The sequence below is a fragment of the Acetobacter zythi genome, from assembly GCF_963921165.1.
Classification (GTDB): domain Bacteria; phylum Pseudomonadota; class Alphaproteobacteria; order Acetobacterales; family Acetobacteraceae; genus Acetobacter.
This window is the reverse complement of record NZ_CAWUEO010000046.1, coordinates 21,528-38,778: the sequence shown is the minus strand read 5'-3', so window position 1 is coordinate 38,778 and position 17,251 is coordinate 21,528. Positions and strand designations below refer to the sequence as shown.

At 61.5% G+C, this 17,251-nt stretch carries 18 protein-coding genes; 14 read left to right on the top strand and 4 right to left on the bottom strand.

Annotated elements, in window-relative coordinates; genetic code table 11:
- Positions 1–54: 54 nt before the first annotated feature.
- The 4 genes from AABE20_RS12925 to AABE20_RS12910 all read left to right on the top strand — a co-directional run bounded on the left by AABE20_RS12925 (position 55) and on the right by AABE20_RS12910 (position 4,283).
- Positions 55–624 carry a DUF1643 domain-containing protein gene (locus tag AABE20_RS12925; protein ID WP_338333451.1) on the top strand — a complete coding sequence of 190 codons (570 nt, stop codon included), beginning with the start codon at positions 55–57 and terminating at the stop codon, positions 622–624.
- A 186-nt stretch (positions 625–810) separates the two neighbouring features.
- Positions 811–2,091 (top strand): aminopeptidase, encoded by a 1,281-nt coding sequence (locus tag AABE20_RS12920; RefSeq protein WP_338333450.1) that lies wholly within the window; start codon positions 811–813, stop codon positions 2,089–2,091.
- A gap of 14 nt (positions 2,092–2,105) precedes the next feature.
- Positions 2,106–2,648, top strand: coding sequence for a hypothetical protein (locus AABE20_RS12915; protein ID WP_338333449.1), 543 nt, complete (start codon positions 2,106–2,108; stop codon positions 2,646–2,648).
- A gap of 111 nt (positions 2,649–2,759) precedes the next feature.
- Positions 2,760–4,283 (top strand): hypothetical protein, encoded by a 1,524-nt coding sequence (locus AABE20_RS12910; protein ID WP_338333448.1) that lies wholly within the window; start codon positions 2,760–2,762, stop codon positions 4,281–4,283.
- A 12-nt stretch (positions 4,284–4,295) separates the two neighbouring features.
- On the opposite strand, the gene AABE20_RS12905 is transcribed toward AABE20_RS12910, so the two are convergent.
- Together AABE20_RS12905 and aspS are read right to left on the bottom strand one after the other, a co-directional pair.
- Entirely contained in the window at positions 4,296–5,150 is an 855-nt protein-coding gene (locus AABE20_RS12905) for an EipB family protein (protein ID WP_338333447.1), read from the bottom strand.
- Between the two features lie 74 nt (positions 5,151–5,224).
- Entirely contained in the window at positions 5,225–7,021 is a 1,797-nt protein-coding gene (aspS, locus tag AABE20_RS12900; protein ID WP_338333446.1) for an aspartate--tRNA ligase, read from the bottom strand.
- Between the two features lie 672 nt (positions 7,022–7,693).
- Between aspS and AABE20_RS12895 the strand changes: the two genes are divergently transcribed.
- Positions 7,694–8,311: a methyltransferase domain-containing protein gene (locus AABE20_RS12895; RefSeq protein WP_338333445.1), complete on the top strand. Its 618-nt coding sequence runs from the start codon at positions 7,694–7,696 to the stop codon at positions 8,309–8,311.
- Between the two features lie 7 nt (positions 8,312–8,318).
- Here the strand turns inward: AABE20_RS12895 and AABE20_RS12890 are convergent, their stop codons facing one another.
- Positions 8,319–8,483, bottom strand: a complete 165-nt coding sequence (locus tag AABE20_RS12890) for a hypothetical protein (protein ID WP_338333444.1) — start codon at positions 8,481–8,483, stop codon at positions 8,319–8,321.
- Positions 8,484–8,536: 53 nt separating this feature from the next.
- On the opposite strand from AABE20_RS12890, the gene AABE20_RS12885 reads away from it, so the two are divergent.
- The 8 genes from AABE20_RS12885 to AABE20_RS12850 all read left to right on the top strand — a co-directional run bounded on the left by AABE20_RS12885 (position 8,537) and on the right by AABE20_RS12850 (position 14,809).
- Positions 8,537–9,142 carry a 50S ribosomal protein L25/general stress protein Ctc gene (locus tag AABE20_RS12885; RefSeq protein WP_338333443.1) on the top strand — a complete coding sequence of 202 codons (606 nt, stop codon included), beginning with the start codon at positions 8,537–8,539 and terminating at the stop codon, positions 9,140–9,142.
- Between the two features lie 97 nt (positions 9,143–9,239).
- Positions 9,240–9,821, top strand: coding sequence for an aminoacyl-tRNA hydrolase (gene pth, locus AABE20_RS12880; RefSeq protein ID WP_338333442.1), 582 nt, complete (start codon positions 9,240–9,242; stop codon positions 9,819–9,821).
- The gene (ychF, locus tag AABE20_RS12875; protein WP_338333441.1) at positions 9,821–10,915 is read left to right on the top strand and encodes a redox-regulated ATPase YchF; all 1,095 of its coding nucleotides are present in this window, start codon (positions 9,821–9,823) and stop codon (positions 10,913–10,915) included. The genes pth and ychF overlap by 1 nt, the downstream gene beginning before the upstream one ends.
- Before the next feature lie 93 nt (positions 10,916–11,008).
- Positions 11,009–12,322, top strand: a complete 1,314-nt coding sequence (locus AABE20_RS12870; RefSeq protein WP_408740964.1) for a glutamate-5-semialdehyde dehydrogenase — start codon at positions 11,009–11,011, stop codon at positions 12,320–12,322.
- Between the two features lie 17 nt (positions 12,323–12,339).
- The gene (locus tag AABE20_RS12865; RefSeq protein ID WP_338333440.1) at positions 12,340–13,104 is read left to right on the top strand and encodes a nicotinate-nucleotide adenylyltransferase; all 765 of its coding nucleotides are present in this window, start codon (positions 12,340–12,342) and stop codon (positions 13,102–13,104) included.
- A gap of 191 nt (positions 13,105–13,295) precedes the next feature.
- On the top strand, positions 13,296–13,679 hold the full coding sequence (gene rsfS / locus AABE20_RS12860) for a ribosome silencing factor (protein ID WP_338333521.1): 384 nt from the start codon (positions 13,296–13,298) through the stop codon (positions 13,677–13,679).
- Between the two features lie 53 nt (positions 13,680–13,732).
- Positions 13,733–14,191, top strand: coding sequence for a 23S rRNA (pseudouridine(1915)-N(3))-methyltransferase RlmH (locus tag AABE20_RS12855; RefSeq protein WP_338333439.1), 459 nt, complete (start codon positions 13,733–13,735; stop codon positions 14,189–14,191).
- Between the two features lie 84 nt (positions 14,192–14,275).
- On the top strand, positions 14,276–14,809 hold the full coding sequence (locus AABE20_RS12850; protein WP_338333438.1) for an RcnB family protein: 534 nt from the start codon (positions 14,276–14,278) through the stop codon (positions 14,807–14,809).
- A gap of 120 nt (positions 14,810–14,929) precedes the next feature.
- On the opposite strand, the gene AABE20_RS12845 is transcribed toward AABE20_RS12850, so the two are convergent.
- Complete coding sequence (locus AABE20_RS12845; protein WP_338333437.1) at positions 14,930–16,402, bottom strand: amino acid permease; 1,473 nt, start codon at positions 16,400–16,402, stop codon at positions 14,930–14,932.
- A 378-nt stretch (positions 16,403–16,780) separates the two neighbouring features.
- Here AABE20_RS12845 and AABE20_RS12840 point away from each other — a divergent pair, with 378 nt between their 5' ends.
- Positions 16,781–17,242 (top strand): Lrp/AsnC family transcriptional regulator, encoded by a 462-nt coding sequence (locus AABE20_RS12840; RefSeq protein WP_338333436.1) that lies wholly within the window; start codon positions 16,781–16,783, stop codon positions 17,240–17,242.
- Positions 17,243–17,251: the final 9 nt, after the last annotated feature.

The following is a 17,251-nucleotide window of genomic DNA, read 5'->3' as shown; positions in this document are numbered from 1 at the left end:
GCGCCCTAAACGTGGGGGCAGAACGCGCAAGAACCCCTGCCAGCCGGAAGTGTGATGAAAGATCTGTTTACGGGCCACCACGTAGGCCAGTCCCGCCCGCTCAAACTGTCGGGGGATGTTGTCAGCACCGCAACCTATGGCGGGGTGGACAAATGCTACCGCTACACCCTGCGGCGCGTATGGGAGGAAGGTCAGCCACTGGTCATGTGGCTGATGATGAACCCCTCGGTCGCAACCGAACATGGTGATGACCGGACCGTGGCCAAATGCCAGCGCTACGCCCGCGCATGGGGCTATGGCGGCCTGTTTGTGGGCAACACCTTTGCCTATCGCTGCACCGACCAGATGCGGCTGCTGGAAACCCCGGACCCCATAGGCCCCGATAACAATGCCGCCCTGCTGGACATGGCCCGCAAGGCAGACCTGGTTGTGGCGGCCTATGGTTCTCCCCACCACAAAGCCCTGCGCGCGCGCGGGCCACAGGTTGTGCACATGCTGCAAAGCCACGGCATTGCCGTAAGCGCGCTCCGCCTGAGTGCGGGTGGCCGCCCCTGCCACCCGCTCTACCTGCCAGCGGGCCTGAAGCCCTTTGAACTGCCAGAACAGCCCACCCCCGCAGAGTAATCCCCCGTGGCATAGCCAGCCAACAGGCCCAGAAGGGGGTGCCGGAGGGCGTATTGTGCGTTAGCGCGCAACGGGCGGCACAGCCACCAGCAGGGCAGGGCGCAAAAACCCGGAGTTGACGGACGCGCCCCATGGGTATCCCATAAGTGCTAAAGGGTTACGCCACAAAAAGGGACAGGCACAAACGTGACAGACCGCAACACGCAGGCCCATGGTGGCTATCTGGCTTCGGCCGAATTTGCAGCCCAGCTTGACCGGCTGGGCGAGGTGGCCGCCCGCACAGGGCTGAACGTAGCACCGGGCCAGCAGGTTATTATGACCGCACCCCTCCATGCGGTGCCGCTGGTGCGCCGCATTACCGAACATGCCTACAAGGCCGGCGCCTCGCTGGTCACCACATTCTATTCGGACGAGGAAACAACGCTGGCCCGCTATCAGTATGGCGAGGAAAGCACGTTCGATACCGCATCGGGCTGGCTGTCCGCCGGTATGGCGGAGGGCTTTCGCGCCGGGGCTGCGCGCATGGCCATTACCGGTTCCAACCCGGCACTTCTGGCGGGCCAGAACCCCGACCACGTCTCCCGCGCAAGCAAGGCCGCCTCCCGCGTGAACCGCCCCGCCATGGAGATTATTACCAATTTTGATGTGAACTGGTGCATTGTGGCCGCCGCCACCCCGGCATGGGCCATGCAGGTGTTCCCCGGCCTGCCGGAAGAGACGGCGGTGGAAAAACTCTGGCAGGCCATTTTTGCCGTCTCCCGCCTGAATGGGGATGACCCGGTGGCACAGTGGGAGGCCCATAATGCCATTCTGCACCGCCGCGCGGCTTTTCTGAACGATGTGCGCTACGACGCCCTGCATTTTTCCGGCCCCGGTACGGACCTGCTGGTTGGTCTGGCCGATGGGCATGACTGGGCAGGGGGAGCGGAAAAAGCGGGTAACGGCATTGTGTGCAACCCTAACATTCCCACCGAGGAGGTGTTCACCACCCCCCACCGCCTGCGGGTGGAAGGGACCGTGGCCAGCACCAAGCCCCTCTCGCACCAAGGCACACTCATAGACGGCATAAAGGTCCGTTTTGAAGGCGGGCGTATTGTGGACATGCATGCAACCCGTGGGCAGGATGTGCTTGAACGGGTGCTCGATACCGATGAAGGAGCCAGAAGGCTGGGCGAGGTCGCACTTGTGCCCCATTCCTCCCCCATTTCGCGCAGTGGGGTGTTGTTCCAGAACACCTTGTTTGACGAAAATGCAGCCAGCCACATAGCCCTTGGCCAGTCCTACACCAAATGCATGCGCGACACGCAGGGGCAGGACGAGGCCGCATTGGCCGCGCGCGGGGCCAATACCAGCATGATCCACATAGACTGGATGATTGGCTCGGGCGAAATTGATGTGGACGGGCTGGACGCACAGGGTGGGCGTGTACCACTCATGCGCCGTGGCGAATGGGTGATTGCAGCATGATAAAGGTGAAAAACATGGTTTTTATTCGCAAGGCGTTTCCGGTTCTGGGGGCTATGGCCCTGCTGGTGGCCGGGGCGGCACAGGCCCAGAGTGTTGCCCCCGCTGGAGGGGCTAGGCCACAGGCCCCCTCCCTCACGCCCGAGCAGGTTGCGACCATGCAGCATGATATGGATGCAGCCCTGCACTACAAGCTGGCCCCCGATGTACTGCCCCGCCTGAGTGCAGCACTCAGGGCCATTCAGGCCGCCAAAATTCAGCCGCCGGGGCGTGCTGGCATGTCGCTCGACCAGCAGATCGCTCTTGTGGGGCAGGTGCCGGGGCTGGGCGCTATTCTCAAGGCGCACGGTTTGGACGCGCGCAGCTTTGTCATGAGCCTGACCTGCGTGGGCCTGACGGGCAGCCTGCTCAACGTTCCGCCCGGTCAGGGGGGAGCGCAGATGCCAGTGCCCGATGCGGCCAATGTGGCCATTCTCAAGAACAACCCGCAGGCTTTGCAGGAACTGGTGGGTGTTCTGCGTGAGGGCGCGCCAACGGGCAGCAGCACAAAGGTTAACTAAGGCGCTTATAATCCTGTTGGCCTGAGCCTGCCGGGTATGGCAGGCTGATGCACCCGGTGCGGGGCATGGATGGGTCTTGCCCGCCATGGTGCGAATGTGACGGAGCAGGCCATGTCAGCAACAACAGGATCAGGTGGCCTGTCCGGTCCGGGTAACTGGGGGGGGCTGGGTCATCAGCCTCCGGGGGGGGCAGATGGTGCCGGGCAGGCAGGGGCACAACTCCGCCAGACAGCCGCACTCCCCTCATCCACGGCATTGGTGCAGACCGCGCGCACCGCGCTGGCACAGGCACAGGCCCAGCAGGCGGATGTTATGCTCACCCTCTCCAGGGGGGCGCAAAACCTGCTTGGTACTGCGCTGGCGGGCAACGGGGCTTCGGCTTCCGCCGCTCAGGTGGTGGAGGCTGACAACAGCGCTACTCCGGGCATGGCGGACACCACTGCCGCAGCCGCAGAGACACCCGCAGGGGCAGGCACAGCCGCGTTAATGGCCGATGTCACGCGCGCCGCAGAGACCGTGCTCAACGACCCATCGGCCACATCCGAACAAAAAGCGCTGGCCAGCCAGCTTATACAGCTTGCGACCAGTATGGCGGGGCAGTCCGGCGTGGCCGCGGGGGCCGCGGGTGGTGCGCTCAGCCTGCCGCTGCTTCAGTCCCTTGGGGCGCAATCCGCCGCGGCCGGTGCGTTGGGGGGGGCGGTTGTGACCACGTCTGGGCTGTATGGTCTGGCCAGTAACACAGTGCAGGATGGCAGGCGGGCTTTGGCCACCGCCCTTGCGGGCATGGGGGCGGCACAGGCGGAGGAGATTGTTCTCCCCGGCGGTATTGTGCAGCTTGTCCAGAATACGGGCGGGGCGGCGGAGAGTGCGGCTGGCGCATCCACCCTGCCTGCATTTTTGGGCAACGCCCTGACCAGCGGCCTGCTGCCCGAACTGTATGAGGCCCTCTCGAATATTCTGGCGGATAAAAACGCCACCGCCGAGCAAAAAGCAGCAGCCACGGTGCTGCTCCAGATGCTGGATACGTCCGAGGGAGCGGACCAGATTCCCCAGGCACTCCTTAACCCCTTGCTGGCCGCAGCCCTTATGCCCGCACTCAGCCCGTCCCAGCGGGGGCGGCTGGTCCGTGCCGCTTTGGCGGGGGAGGTGGAGGATATGGGGCGCACGGACGAGGCCGAACAGATCGGTGGTGCCGGTGCGGGCAGCCTGCGCGCCGCATTGCGCAAAAATGCCGCTTATTTGGCGGCGGTGCAAAAACCGTTGCTCGACCGCGTGCTCCCGCTCACCCAAAAGCAGGAAGCCGAGGTGCTGGAGGCCGCGCTGGCAGGTTGGGGGAGTGCGACCCTCAGCCGTGAACAGGTCATGGAAGAGGCCATTGAGGCTGCGTCCATACTGGCTTTTTCACAAAATCTTATGGCGGATTCCCCCTATATGGGGGCGCTGGCCAGCACCAGCCTGACCCCGATCCTGATTATGAGCTGGGCCGCCTTGCTGTCCGGCTGCCTGCCGCGCGCCTACCCGTTTGTGCCGCGTGTCTGGCGGCGGGCGAATAAAAAGAAGTGGCGCAGAAAAAACCACCGCCAGAAAATGGATTTTCAGAACCTGCTTTTTACGGGGGATGCGGTGGAAGTCTAGGGCCGCGTGTTTTCAGTGCGCTGTATCCTGCGTGCAGGTTGGGGTGGGGGGCAGGTTGAGGGTGCTGAGCGTGCCCTGCATTTTGAAATCCCCAAAGTCCAGATGGAGCTGGTCGGACACGCCATTGGCAAAATAGCGCATGCCCATTTCGTATTCGGGCATCATGGTGTGGGCATTGCGGTCGTAAAAAGCGATATGCACAAACCCGGACCCCAGTTTTTGCAAAGGCTGGTAGGGCGTGCTGGTGGGGGGGGCGGCCCAGTGGAGCAGGGTTACGTAGGTATCCTCCGGTCCATCGGGCAGGGTGCCGTCAAACAGGGGGGTTACCAGTTCCTTCTCGCCCTTTTGGGCAGCGGCCAGAATGGCGGCGGTATGGGTGACGGGGAACAGGGTGCCAGCAGGCAGCTTGAGCGTTTTGGCAAGGGGCTGGCGGTACTGCACAACGCCTGAACCATCGGGGGCAAGGCTTGCCTCCCCGCTTACAACGCGTAGCACCTTGCCGTTGCGTGTTTCCTGACTTTTGAAGGTCAGGTGCCGCCCGTCCAGACTTTCCTGCGCGGCATAGTCTGACAGCAGGTGCTCCTCGCCCTGCTTGCGGGTGACACTCTGTATGTCCAGCCTCTGGCGGGAGGACCAGCCAAGGCAGGTCTTGAGCACGGCGTAGGTCATACGCCCGGTGGCGGAGAGCGTTTGCCCGCCTGCGGCTTCCACCAGCCCCAGATCATACACCGCCTGTTGCGACACAAGGGGCGATGTGGGCGTTGCCGCCTGCGCGCAGGGGCTGTGCAGGGCAAAGGCAAGAGCAAGGGAGGCTGGCGCAAAGGCGGCCAGCAGGGCGGCCCGGTGGCGCTGGGGGCGTATGGTCATACCCCCTACAAGAAAACATCCGGCGCGGTCATGCAACCGGCCGGATGTGAGATTGTGGGCCAAAAAGGCGCTGATCAGTCTTTTTTGACCACCGGTTTGGGCTTGGGCAGGTTCAGCGCGAGGGAGAGTTCCTTCATACGCTCGGGGGCAACGGGGGCGGGGGCACCCATCATCAGGTCTTCGCCCTGCTGGTTGAGCGGGAACAAAATAACCTCGCGAATATTGGGTTCGTCCGCCAGCAGCATAACAATGCGGTCCACACCGGGGGCCGAGCCACCATGCGGGGGCGCGCCATAGCGGAAGGCGTTGAGCATGCCGCCAAAGCGGGCTTCCACCTCGCTCTCGGGGTAGCCTGCAATTTCAAACGCACGGACCATCACGTCGGGCAGGTGGTTCCGCACCGCACCGGAGGACAGTTCGATTCCGTTGCACACAATGTCGTACTGGTAGGCCAGAATATCCAGCGGGTCTTTGGTGTTCAGCGCGTCCAGCCCGCCTTGGGGCATGGAGAACGGGTTGTGGGAGAAGTCGACCAGCCCCGTTTCCTCGTTCAGCTCATACATGGGGAAGTCCGTAATCCAGCAGAAGCGGAAGGCGTTCTTCTCGATCAGGTCCAGTTCCTCGGCAATGCGGGTGCGCACAAGACCGGAGAACTTGGCAACGTCATGCCCCTTGCCTGCCGCAAAGAACACGGCATCGCCCGCCTTCAGCCCCAGTTTGGCGCGAATGGCTTCCGCCCGGTCGGCCTCAAGGTTCTTGGCGATCGGGCCTTGCCCCCCTTCAGCATTGAAGGTGATGTAACCAAGGCCACCAGCCCCGTTCTCACGCGCCCATGCGTTCAGCTTGTCAAAGAACGAACGGGGGCGATCACCCGCACCGGGGGCGGGAATGGCGCGGATTTCCCCCCCATCGGCGGCAATGCGGGCAAACAGGCCAAAGCCCGAGCCTGCAAAGTCTTCCGTAACATCCGTAATCAGCAGCGGGTTGCGCAGGTCGGGCTTGTCGGAGCCGTACACCTGCATGGCGCGGGCGTAGGGAATACGCTCGAACGGGGCAGTGCTGACCGTGCGGCCATTGCCGAATTCGGTAAACAGCCCGCTCATGACCTCTTCCATCACCGCAAAAATTTCATCCTGCGTGGCAAAGGCCATTTCAAAGTCAAGCTGGTAGAACTCACCGGGGGAGCGGTCCGCGCGGGAGGCTTCATCACGGAAGCACGGTGCAATCTGGAAGTAGCGGTCAAACCCGGCCACCATGGCAAGCTGCTTGAACTGCTGGGGGGCCTGCGGCAGGGCGTAGAACTTGCCGGGGTGGTTGCGCGAGGGCACCAGAAAGTCACGCGCGCCTTCGGGGGAGGAGGCGGTCAGGATGGGGGTTTGCAGCTCCACAAAGTCCAGATCGGTCATACGCTTGCGCATGCTGGCAATAACGGCGCAGCGCAGGCGGATGTTGGCGTGCACCTTTTCGCGCCGCAGGTCTATGTAGCGGTAGCGCAGGCGCAGTTCGTCCGAATAATGTTCCTGCCCGGCAACCTGAAGCGGCAGTACGGCTGCGTGGGACTGCACCACAAACTCTTTTGCCTGAACTTCAATATCGCCCGTGGCAAGGTCGGGGTTGCGTGTGCCCTCGGCGCGTTCAACCACATTGCCGGTGACCGTAATCACGCTTTCCACGCGCACGGGTTCGGCTGTGGCCATAACGTCCGACCCGGCGGGGATAACAATCTGGGTCATGCCCGTTTCGTCCCGCAGGTCAATAAACAGCAGGCCGCCATGGTCGCGCTTGCTGTGCACCCAGCCGGACAGGCGCGCGGTGGTGCCAGCATCGCCCGCGCGAAGGGCCGAGCAGCTATGGGTACGGTAAGGGTGCATGGTCTTGTCCCACAAATTGTGGCCCGGCCTGCGGGCGGGCGCTTGTTTTGGCAGAGTTCAATTGGGGTGGAGGAAGCAGGGGCGGGGGCCTTATGTCAAGGCTGGAGCGGCGGTGCCCTGCCTGCTTTTACGCCGTGTGGGGTATTTTGCGCGTTATTCAGCCCTGTGTGCAGCAGCACAGGGCCGCCGTAAGGGCTGTTATGGAGCCACGCGGGCGGGGGATGCACACACAAAGTGGTACATACTGCTCAACAGGGCATGGAATCGCCACCCCTGCGCGCGCAGGGCGTTGGCCATGTGTTCTGGCATCAGCACAAACACCGTATTGCTCTGCCCCGGCTATGCCAACTCCACCTTGCGTAACCTTGCCCATAAATCCGTCTTTTCTCGGGTCGGATTCATGGCGTCTGCCCCTGCCTGCAAAGCGGGAGGCACCTCTTGACGCTGGAAGGGCTGGCCGCCATAAATTTCACTATTATTCTGCCTACCTGCGGCCTACTGGTAACCTCTAACCTAATCGAGGGCCGGTGCTCCTACAGGACGCAGCCCATATGAATATTCAGTATTTTACATGAACAGAGGATGCGTATGTTAACTTGCAATGTCTGCGGTGGGCACAATATTCAGGATTTCAATGGTCGCCCCGCAGCCCGCTGTGCGGATTGTGGCGCTATGGAGCGCACGCGTATCCTCAAGACCATTCTGGACGCCACAGGCTGGATCAAGCCCGGGCTTCGCGTGATGCACCTCGCGCCGGAAAAAGGTATCGGCCTCTTCATCAAGCAGATTGTCGGGGCAGGGTACGAAGCGTTTGACATCAATCCGGCTGGTTACGCGCCTGTTCTTGAAACCAAGAGATTGGATCTGGTCGAGGAAGCAGAAAGTCTGCCCTCGAATGTCTATGATATTGTCCTGCACTCACACGTTATGGAGCATCTGCTCTGCAACGAGACGGCCGTTCTGTATCATCTCCATCGCACCCTCAAACCCGGCGGCAAGCATATTTTCTGCGTTCCCATCCATGATGGTTACTACGAAAGCGATCTGACGCCTCTCTCCCCGGAAGAAAGAAGGCGTCGCTTCCATCAGGAAGACCATGTGCGCCGGTTCGGTCGGGAGGATTTCCATAAAACGGTCGGCATGATCTTCAATCTACAGTTTTTCAATCTGGAAGCGCTGGTCGGGCCAGAACAACTGCACAGAAATGCGATCCCCGAGGAAGCATGGCGGCAGATCAGCGGCCACACCTATTTTGTTGCGGATAAAGACAGCCTGAAATTAAAACCCTGAAAACCGCCTAACCGAGCAGGCCTCCCTGTTTCTCGCTCCCGTGGTGCGGGGCGGTCTGCTTGCCATCGGGTGTGGCCGGGGTGTGCCACGCAGGGCACAGGGCGGGAGAAAGGTGGCGGCTGGGTAGGCGGACCTTGCTTGTGGCGGGGTTTTGCTGTAAGGCCGCACTCACCGCGCAGGCACCCCTGGAGGCTTGCGTGCTCAAGTTTTTCAGGAGAAGTCAAGGTGTCCAAAATTACAACAATCGAAGCTTCATCGCGCGCGAAGGCTGGTAAGGGGGCAGCGCGTGCGACGAGGCGTGATGGTCTGGTGCCCGGCGTTGTGTACGGCGGCAAGCAGGAATCCACGCTGATCGCGCTTGACCCGCGTCTGGTTGTCAAAGCGATCCAGACCTCTGGCTGGCGCTCACGCGTGTATGACATCAAGATCGAAGGCGGCAAGACCGAACGCGCTCTGGTGCGTGACGTGCAGCTCCACCCGGTCAAGGATTCGCCCATCCATATCGACTTCCTGCGTCTGGCCGCTGGCTCGCGCGTGCATGTTGAAGTGGCCGTGCACTTTGTGGGTGAAGAAAAATCCCCCGGCATCAAGCGTGGTGGCATGCTCAACATCGTGCGTCACACGGTTGACGTGGAAGTGGCCGCGGAAAATATTCCCGAGTTCTTCACCGTTGACCTGACCAAGCTCGACATCAACGACAACGTGCGTTGGGACGATGTGCAGGGCACCGCTGGCGCCACCCCGGTCTCCCACGAAGCCAACTTCGTGGTTGCATCCATTGCGGCACCGCTGGTTGACACCACTCCGGCAGAAGGTGCTGACGCTTCCTGATTGGAAGTTTACGTCATCCGAGGCTGAACGGAACGCGGGGGCACGTGCAGGCGCATGTGCCCCCCTTTCTGTTCATAAACACAAGGCAGAATCCGCAATGCTGCTCTGGGTCGGACTGGGCAACCCCGAGTCCTCCATGCGCCGGCACCGGCACAATGTCGGCTTTATGGCGGTCGAGGCCATTGCCGCCCGGTATGGTTTTTCCCCCTGGCGCAACCGCTTCAAGGGTGAGGTGGCCGAAGGCCGCATAGGCAGCCACAAGGTGCTGGCGCTGCTGCCCATGACCTACATGAACCGCTCGGGCGAGAGCGTGCAGGAAGCTGCGGCTTTTTACAAAATAGCCCCCGAGCAGATAACGCTTTTCCATGATGAGCTGGATCTGGAGCCGGGCAGGCTGCGCATCAAGCGTGGCGGCGGGGCTGCGGGCCATAACGGTCTGCGCTCGACAGACAAAATGCTGGGCACACCCGATTACTGGCGTGTCCGTATTGGCATAGGCCACCCCGGCGCCAAGGAACGGGTGCATGGCTGGGTGCTTGGTAATTTTACACAAACAGACCAGCAGGACTGGCTCGACCCCATGCTTGAAAGCATGGCCGATGCCGCCCCCCTGCTGGCGGATGGGCATGCCGACCGGTTTATGACCAAGGTTGCACTGCCACAAGGGAGCAAGGGCTGATGGGTTTTAACTGCGGTATTGTTGGTCTGCCCAATGTGGGCAAGTCCACCCTGTTCAACGCGCTTACGGCCACGGCCACGGCGCAGGCCGCCAACTACCCGTTCTGCACGATCGAGCCGAACGTGGGCCGCGTGGCCGTGCCAGACCCCCGGCTGGACAAGCTGGTCGCTATTGGCAAGTCCCAGCGTGAAGTGCCCACAAGCCTTGAGTTTGTGGATATTGCGGGCCTTGTGCGCGGGGCCTCCAAGGGGGAAGGGCTGGGCAACCAGTTCCTCGCCAACATCCGCGAGGTGGATGCCATTATCCACGTCCTGCGCTGTTTTGAAGATGACGACATCACGCATGTTGAAGGGGGCGTAGACCCCGTGCGTGATGCGGAAATTATTGAAACCGAGCTGATGCTGGCTGATCTGGACTCGCTGGAAAAGCGCCTGCCAGCACTGGAAAAGCGCGCGCGCAACCGTGATGGTGAAGCCGTGGCCCAGATTGAGGTCATGACCCCCATTCTGGCTGCCCTGCGCGATGGCCGCCCCGCGCGCACCGCCATTCCCGCAGGGGAGGAGGAAACCGTCCGCCGCCTGCAACTCATGACCAGCAAGCCCGTGTTGTATGTGTGCAACGTGGACGAGGACTCTGCAGCCAACGGCAATGCGTTCTCCGAAAAAGTGAAGGCCAAGGCCGCGGCCGAAGGTGCTGCGGTCGTTATTGTTTCCGCCGCCATTGAAGCCGAGGTCAGCCAGCTTGAAAACGAGGAACGCCGCGAGTTCCTTGAAGGTCTGGGCCTGAATGATAGCGGTTTGGACCGCGTGATTGCCGCAGGCTACAAACTGCTGGGCCTGAGCACCTACTTTACCGTAGGCCCCAAGGAAGCACGGGCATGGACCATTACGGTCGGCACCAAGGCTCCGCAGGCGGCAGCGGTTATTCACAATGATTTCGAGCGCGGCTTTATTGCCTGCGAAACCATCGCATTTGACGATTATGTCCGATATAATGGGGAAGCAGGTGCGAAGGAAGCAGGCCGCCTGCGCATTGAAGGCCGCGAATACGTGGTGCAGGATGGTGACGTTCTGCTCTTCCGCTTTAATGTCTGATACGGCACTCTAAAGCGCATAACAGGTCCGCCCATGGGGGCGGACCACACACGACAAAAAGAAAACAGGACAATGGAGATAAGGGACGCCAGCATGAATACGGAGGAAGACAGTCGGCAGCAGACGGCCACGGCGGATACGTGCGCACCAGCACAGGGTGTGCCATCGCCTTGCTCCATGCACGATCTGGCGCACAGGGCCAGACTGGCCGCGCGCACGCTGGCGCAAAGTTCTTCCTCCGAGCGTGACAAAGCCCTGTGGGCTGCGGCCAGCGCCCTGCGCGAATCCGCTGCCGCTATTTTGCAGGCCAATGCGCGCGACCTTGCCGCCTCCACCGCCAATGATGCGTTCCGTGACCGCCTGACCTTAACCCCCGAGCGGGTAGAGGCCATGGCCCGTGGGCTGGAAGACATTGCCGACCTGCCCGACCCCGTGGGGCAGGTGCTGGAGGAATGGTCCCGCCCCAATGGCCTGCGTATTCGCAAGGTGGCGACCGCCGTTGGCGTAATTGGCGTTATTTACGAGAGCAGGCCCAATGTGGGGGCCGATGCCGCCGGGCTGTGCATAAAGTCCGGCAATGCGGTGCTGCTGCGTGGTGGCTCGGAAAGCCTGCATAGCGCGCGCGCCATTCATGCCGCCATGCAGACCGGCCTGCGCAATGCGGGCCTGCCGGAGGATTCGGTGCTGATCGCGCCAGATGCCGACCGCAAACACGTAGCGGACATGCTGACCGCAGCAGGCCTTGTGGACCTGATTATTCCGCGTGGTGGCCGCTCTTTGGTGGAGCGTGTGCAGCGCGAGGCCCGCGTGCCCGTACTCGCCCATGCGGAAGGGTTGTGCCACACCTACGTCCATTCCGCCGCCGACCACGCCATGGCGCGCCGGATTGTGCTCAACGCCAAAATGCGCCGCGTGGGCATTTGTGGCGCAACCGAAACCCTGCTGATAGATGCCGCCATTGCCTCCGTTCTGCTGCCCCAGATTGTGGCGGATCTGGCGGAACAGGGCTGCACCTTCAAGGCCGATGCCGGGGCAAGGCAGATCATGCCCGACCTGCCAGCGGGGACCGAAAAAGACTTTGCCACCGAGTGGCTGGATGCGGTGCTGAACGTGGCCGTGGTGGATGGTGTGGACGAAGCACTCGACCATATTGCCCGCTTTGGCTCATCCCACACCGAAGCCATTGTAACGGCGGACGAAGCCGTAGCTGCCCGGTTTATGAACGGTGTGAGCAGTGCCGTGGTCATGTGGAATGCCTCCACCCAGTTCTGCGATGGCGGGGAGTTTGGCTTTGGTGCGGAAATTGGCATTGCCACAGGCCGCTTCCATGCGCGTGGGCCGGTGGGCGTGGAGCAGCTGACAACCTTCCGGTACGAGGTGATTGGCAGCGGTCAGGTTCGCTCCTGAGCAGGCCGCCGCACAACATGCAGGTGCGGCGCACCCGCTCTGGCCCGTCTGGCCCTGTTCGGGGGGATGCCCTGCCCCAGCAGGTGCCGGGGCAGGTTCTGCCCGCATCAGATGGACTGGCCACACAACGTGGTGTGGTTTACCCGGCGGGGAGCCAGATTCCCACATGGGGGGATAACCGCCACAGCCGGGTGGGCCTGTTGGGCGGGTCGTTCAATCCCGCGCACAGGTGGCATCAGGCCATAGCGCGGCGGGCCTTGCTGGAACTGCGGCTTGATCAGGTCTGGCTTATGGTTTCTCCGGGCAATCCGCTCAAGGTTGGGCGGGAAATGGCGTCTTTTTCCGCACGGCTGGCCACTGCGCGCCAATTAGCCGATGGGCGCAAGATTGTGGCCACCGATCTGGAGGCCCGACTCGGCACCCGTTACACGGTGGACACGCTGGTCCGGCTTAAGGCCCGCTTTCCTCATGTGCGGTTTGTATGGCTGATGGGGGCGGATGGTCTGGTCACCCTGCCACGCTGGAAGCACTGGCACCAACTGGTGCGCCATGTGCCTGTGGCGGTTTTTCCCCGTCCGGGGCAGAATGTGCGGGCTTTGGGCGGGCTGGCCGCGCAGTATCTGGCCCGTTGGCGTGTGCCTGCACGGCAGGCCGCACGGCTTGCCACACTTTCTCCCCCAGCTTGGGCTTTCCTTCCGGGGGCACAAAACAGTATATCTGCAACAGCCATTCGTCAGCGGGGCGGGTTTGACGCCACCACGGATCAGCCCACCACCCCATAGAGTATTTAGTTTTCAGGAGAACGGTCATAACCACCAAACCACCCGCCGAGACGCCCGCACGCGCCCGCACGTCCACGGCCACCGCTCGTGGGGGCCGTGCGGCCGCCACCCGCGCCGCCGCAGTTCCCGGAGCGGCGGCAGCCCCCGGTTCTGTTCGTAAAAAAGCAGCCGCCGCAGGGCCAAAAGCCCCCATCAAGCGCGAGGCGGTGGACCCGGACCTGCTGGAACAGTCCCTTGAGCTGATCACCACCAGTCTGGAAGATGACAAGGCGGAAGACCTTGTTGTGATCAACCTTGCCGGCCGTGCCTCCTTTGCTGATAAAATGGTGATCGCCACAGGTCTGGCCGACCGCCAGATTGCAGCCATGGCGCAGCATATTGAGCGTAAACTGCGCGATATTGGCATCAAGCGCATACTGGTTGAAGGGGCCAATGGGTCCGACTGGGTGCTGCTTGATACGGGCGATATTGTGGTCCACCTGTTCAAACCCGAAGCGCGCGCGCTGTACGGTCTGGAAAAAATGTGGGGCGCGGAACTGGATGAAAGCAACGAAGACGGCGTGACCCGTCTGTAAGTGCTGGTGTTCGGTTTGCAAAACACACCGCCCCACCGCCACAGGAGCCTGTTATGAGGCTTGTTGCGGTGGGGCGTATGAAGGACAAGTCCGAGCGCGCGCTGGTGGAGCGGTACCTCAAACGCCTGCGGCCCGCGCTGGATATTGTGGAACTGCCCGACGGACGCGGCAGCCCGGATGAGATCAAGCGGCGGGAGGCACAGGCCATTCTGGCCGCCTGTCCGCCCCAGAGCCATGTTGTGGCGCTTGATGAGGGCGGGCGCACCTATAGCAGCGTTGCTTTTGCCTCAGCCCTTGCCACATGGCAGGATGCGGGGCGCACCCCCTGCTTTGTTATTGGCGGGGCGGAAGGGCTGGATGGTTCCGTTTTGCAACGGGCGGATTCCACGCTGTCTTTTGGTACGCTCACATGGCCGCATATGCTGGTGCGGATTATGCTGGTTGAGCAGGTTTACCGCGCACAGGCCATTGCTGCGGGCCACCCGTACCACCGGGCTGGCAGGCCAGATTAAGCCCAACGTCAAACGGCTATGATATCGACAAACTTCCGCCACATCTTGGTAGGCTCAATGGCGGAAGAAGGAAGGAGATTGCATATGATCTTCAAGGCAAAACGTTCGATGGCGGTCCTTATGGGGCTGGTTCTGGCAGCGGCTCCGCTTGCGGCACATGCGCAGCGTGGCCCCGGTGGTCCGGGCGGGGGTGGTCATGGCGGCGGCCCCGGTGGCGGACCGGGCGGTGGTCCCGGTGGTGGTCCCGGCCGGGGGCCGGGTGGCGGCCATTTTCGTGGTGGGCCGGGTGGCCCCGGCGGTGGCTGGGGTGGTGGTCCACGCGGCGGCCCGCATGGCGGCATGTGGCGCTCTGGCGACCGCTATGACGGCGGCGGTATTTTTGTGGATAACTGGCGCGGCTACCGTGGCCTGTATGCGCCCCCGCCGGGTTATCGCTGGATCAGCTATGGCGGCAGCTTTTTGCTGGCGGCTGTGGCAACCGGCATTATTTCCAACGTGATTACGGGCGGCGCCTACCCGGTTGCGCCCTACCCGGTGGCAACACCGTACCCCGCTTACCCGGCTTATGGGGCTTATCCGGTGGCTCCCGCCCCGGTGCCGTATCCTCCGGGTTACTGAATTCTGTAGCCAGAAACACAAAGGGGAGCCGCAAATGGCTCCCCTTTTTTGTGCGTAATGGGGCCTGCAAGGCAGAGGCGCTGGCAGGGGAGGCGGTTACGGGCTACACGCCCTGCCTGCCTAGTCCGCGTTGCGGGGAGGGGTAAAATCGGCATCATCAGTCAACTCGGCCGAGGGTATGGTCTGGGGGACCGTGTTAAGCGGTGTGTGGCTTGCGGCCTTCCAGCCTGCAAACAGCAGGGCGGCGAGCACGGGAATGGCCAGAATGGAGTAGGTGCCCGTAGGGTAGTCAAACAACATCAGTCCCAGAATGCTGGCAAAAAAGGCAATGGTCAGCCATGCGGTAAAGGGCGCGCCCGGCATGGCAAAACCCGTGGGGGCAATACGCCCCGCGCGAATGGCCTGCCGCAGCTTGATCTGGCAGAGCAGAATAAAACACCATGTGCTGACAATGCCTATGGAGGCCATGTTCAGAACAATTTCAAAAATCTGGGAGGGCAGGAGGTAATTCAGCCCCACCCCCACCAGATAGATGGCCACCGTTGTTAAAATGGCAGCCGCAGGCACGGCCTGCCGGTTCATATGGGCAAGGTAGCGTGGGGCGGTGCCGTTTATGGCCAGTGCGCGCAGGACCCGGCCGGTGGAATACAGGCCCGAGTTCAGGCTGGACAGGGCGGCGGTCAGCACGACCATGTTCATGAGCGAATCAACCCCCGGCACGCCAAGGCGGGAGAAGAAGGTGACAAACGGGCTGACCCCGGCCTGATAGGCTGACCACGGCAGCAGCAGAACCAGTAGCGTGACCGTGCCGACATAAAAAATCATGATCCGCCAGATCACGTTGTTAATGGCGGAGGGAAGGACCTCGCGCACGTTTTTGCACTCGCCCGCGGCGGTGCCGATCATCTCAATCCCGTAATAGGCGAACACAACGCCCTGAATAAGCACAAGGGCTGGCAGCATGCCGTGCGGGAACAGCCCGCCATGTTCGGTAATCAACTGCAAGCCCGTGGCGTGCCCGTCCACCGGCACCCGCAAGCCCAGAATGGCCGTACCCACGACCAGAAAAGCCAGCAGGGCCATAATTTTGACGATGGAGAACCAGAACTCCATCTCCCCAAACCATTTAACGCCAATCAGGTTCATGCAGGTAATAACGACCAGCGCCATAAGCGCCATGACCCACTGCGGAACAGAGGCAAAAACACCCCAGAAATGCATGTAAAGGGCCACGGCGGTAATATCGACAATGCCAGTCATGGCCCAACTGAAGAAGGAGAGAGCACCCGCAACATAGGATGCCCTGCTCCCCAAAAACTCCTGCGCGTAGGATACAAAGCTGCCACTGGTGGGGCGGTACATAACCAGTTCCCCCAATGCGCGGAGCATAAGGAAGGAAAAAACCCCACAGACCAGATAAACAATGGCAAGGGATGGCCCCACCGCCTGCAACCGGCTGCCCGCCCCCAAAAACAGGCCGGTGCCAATGGCCCCTCCAATGGAAATCATCTGGATCTGTCGTTTGCCCAGACCCTGCCGGTAACCTTCCGCCGTCTGGCCCGCTGGGGCATCGGAGGGTGGGGGTGCATTCATGCTCAAAGTGGTCTGTCTCCGGGCTGGGGCGGGAACGGGCTTGGTGGGGTGTTACGGTGTGTAACCGTGCTGCATATGGTGGAGGTCTGTTGCTGGTGTGCAATAAACCGGGCGGTGCGTAAGTCCTTTTGTAACTTATATAAAATTAAACAAAATCCGCCTGATGCGGCAAATGGTTTTATTGCTTTTCCGTAAGATGCACAGGGCATGCCTGCTCATTTTTGCTCTTGTGCATCCAGATGTGATTATGAAATGGTGTGCGGCAATGCAGATAGTCTTTCATTCAAAAAAAAGAGCTATGGCGATGGAATATTTCTTTTTTAATGAAAAACAAATAACAAAATTTCATATATTTGGGTAATTGGAGAGCAGGGTTCCATGGAAAACTGTCTGGACAAGACGGACCGGCAGATTTTGCGTCTGTTGCAAAATAACGGGCGCATCCACAACACGGATCTGGCAGACAGGGTGCAGGTCAGCCCCGCCACATGCCACCGCCGGGTGCAGCGGTTGTTTGATGAGGGTTATATTTCCGCCGTGCAAGCCAAGGTGAACGCCAGCAGGGTGGGGCTGGGCATGGTTGTGCTGGTCGGGGTTGTGCTGGAGCGCGCTGCCGACAGCTTTCCTACGTTTGAGGCCGCAATGGCCGCACAGCCCGCCGTGCTGGATTGCTACCTTGTGGCCGGGGATTTTGATTATTTTCTAAAAATCCGTGTGAGCGATATGGAAGGTTTTGACCGCTTCCATGCCGATGTGCTGAGTGTTCAGCCCCATGTGCGCCAGACCCGCACGTTTTTTGTGCTCAGGGCCGTGGCGGATGCAAGGGAATACGCTTTTTAGGTCCGTTCC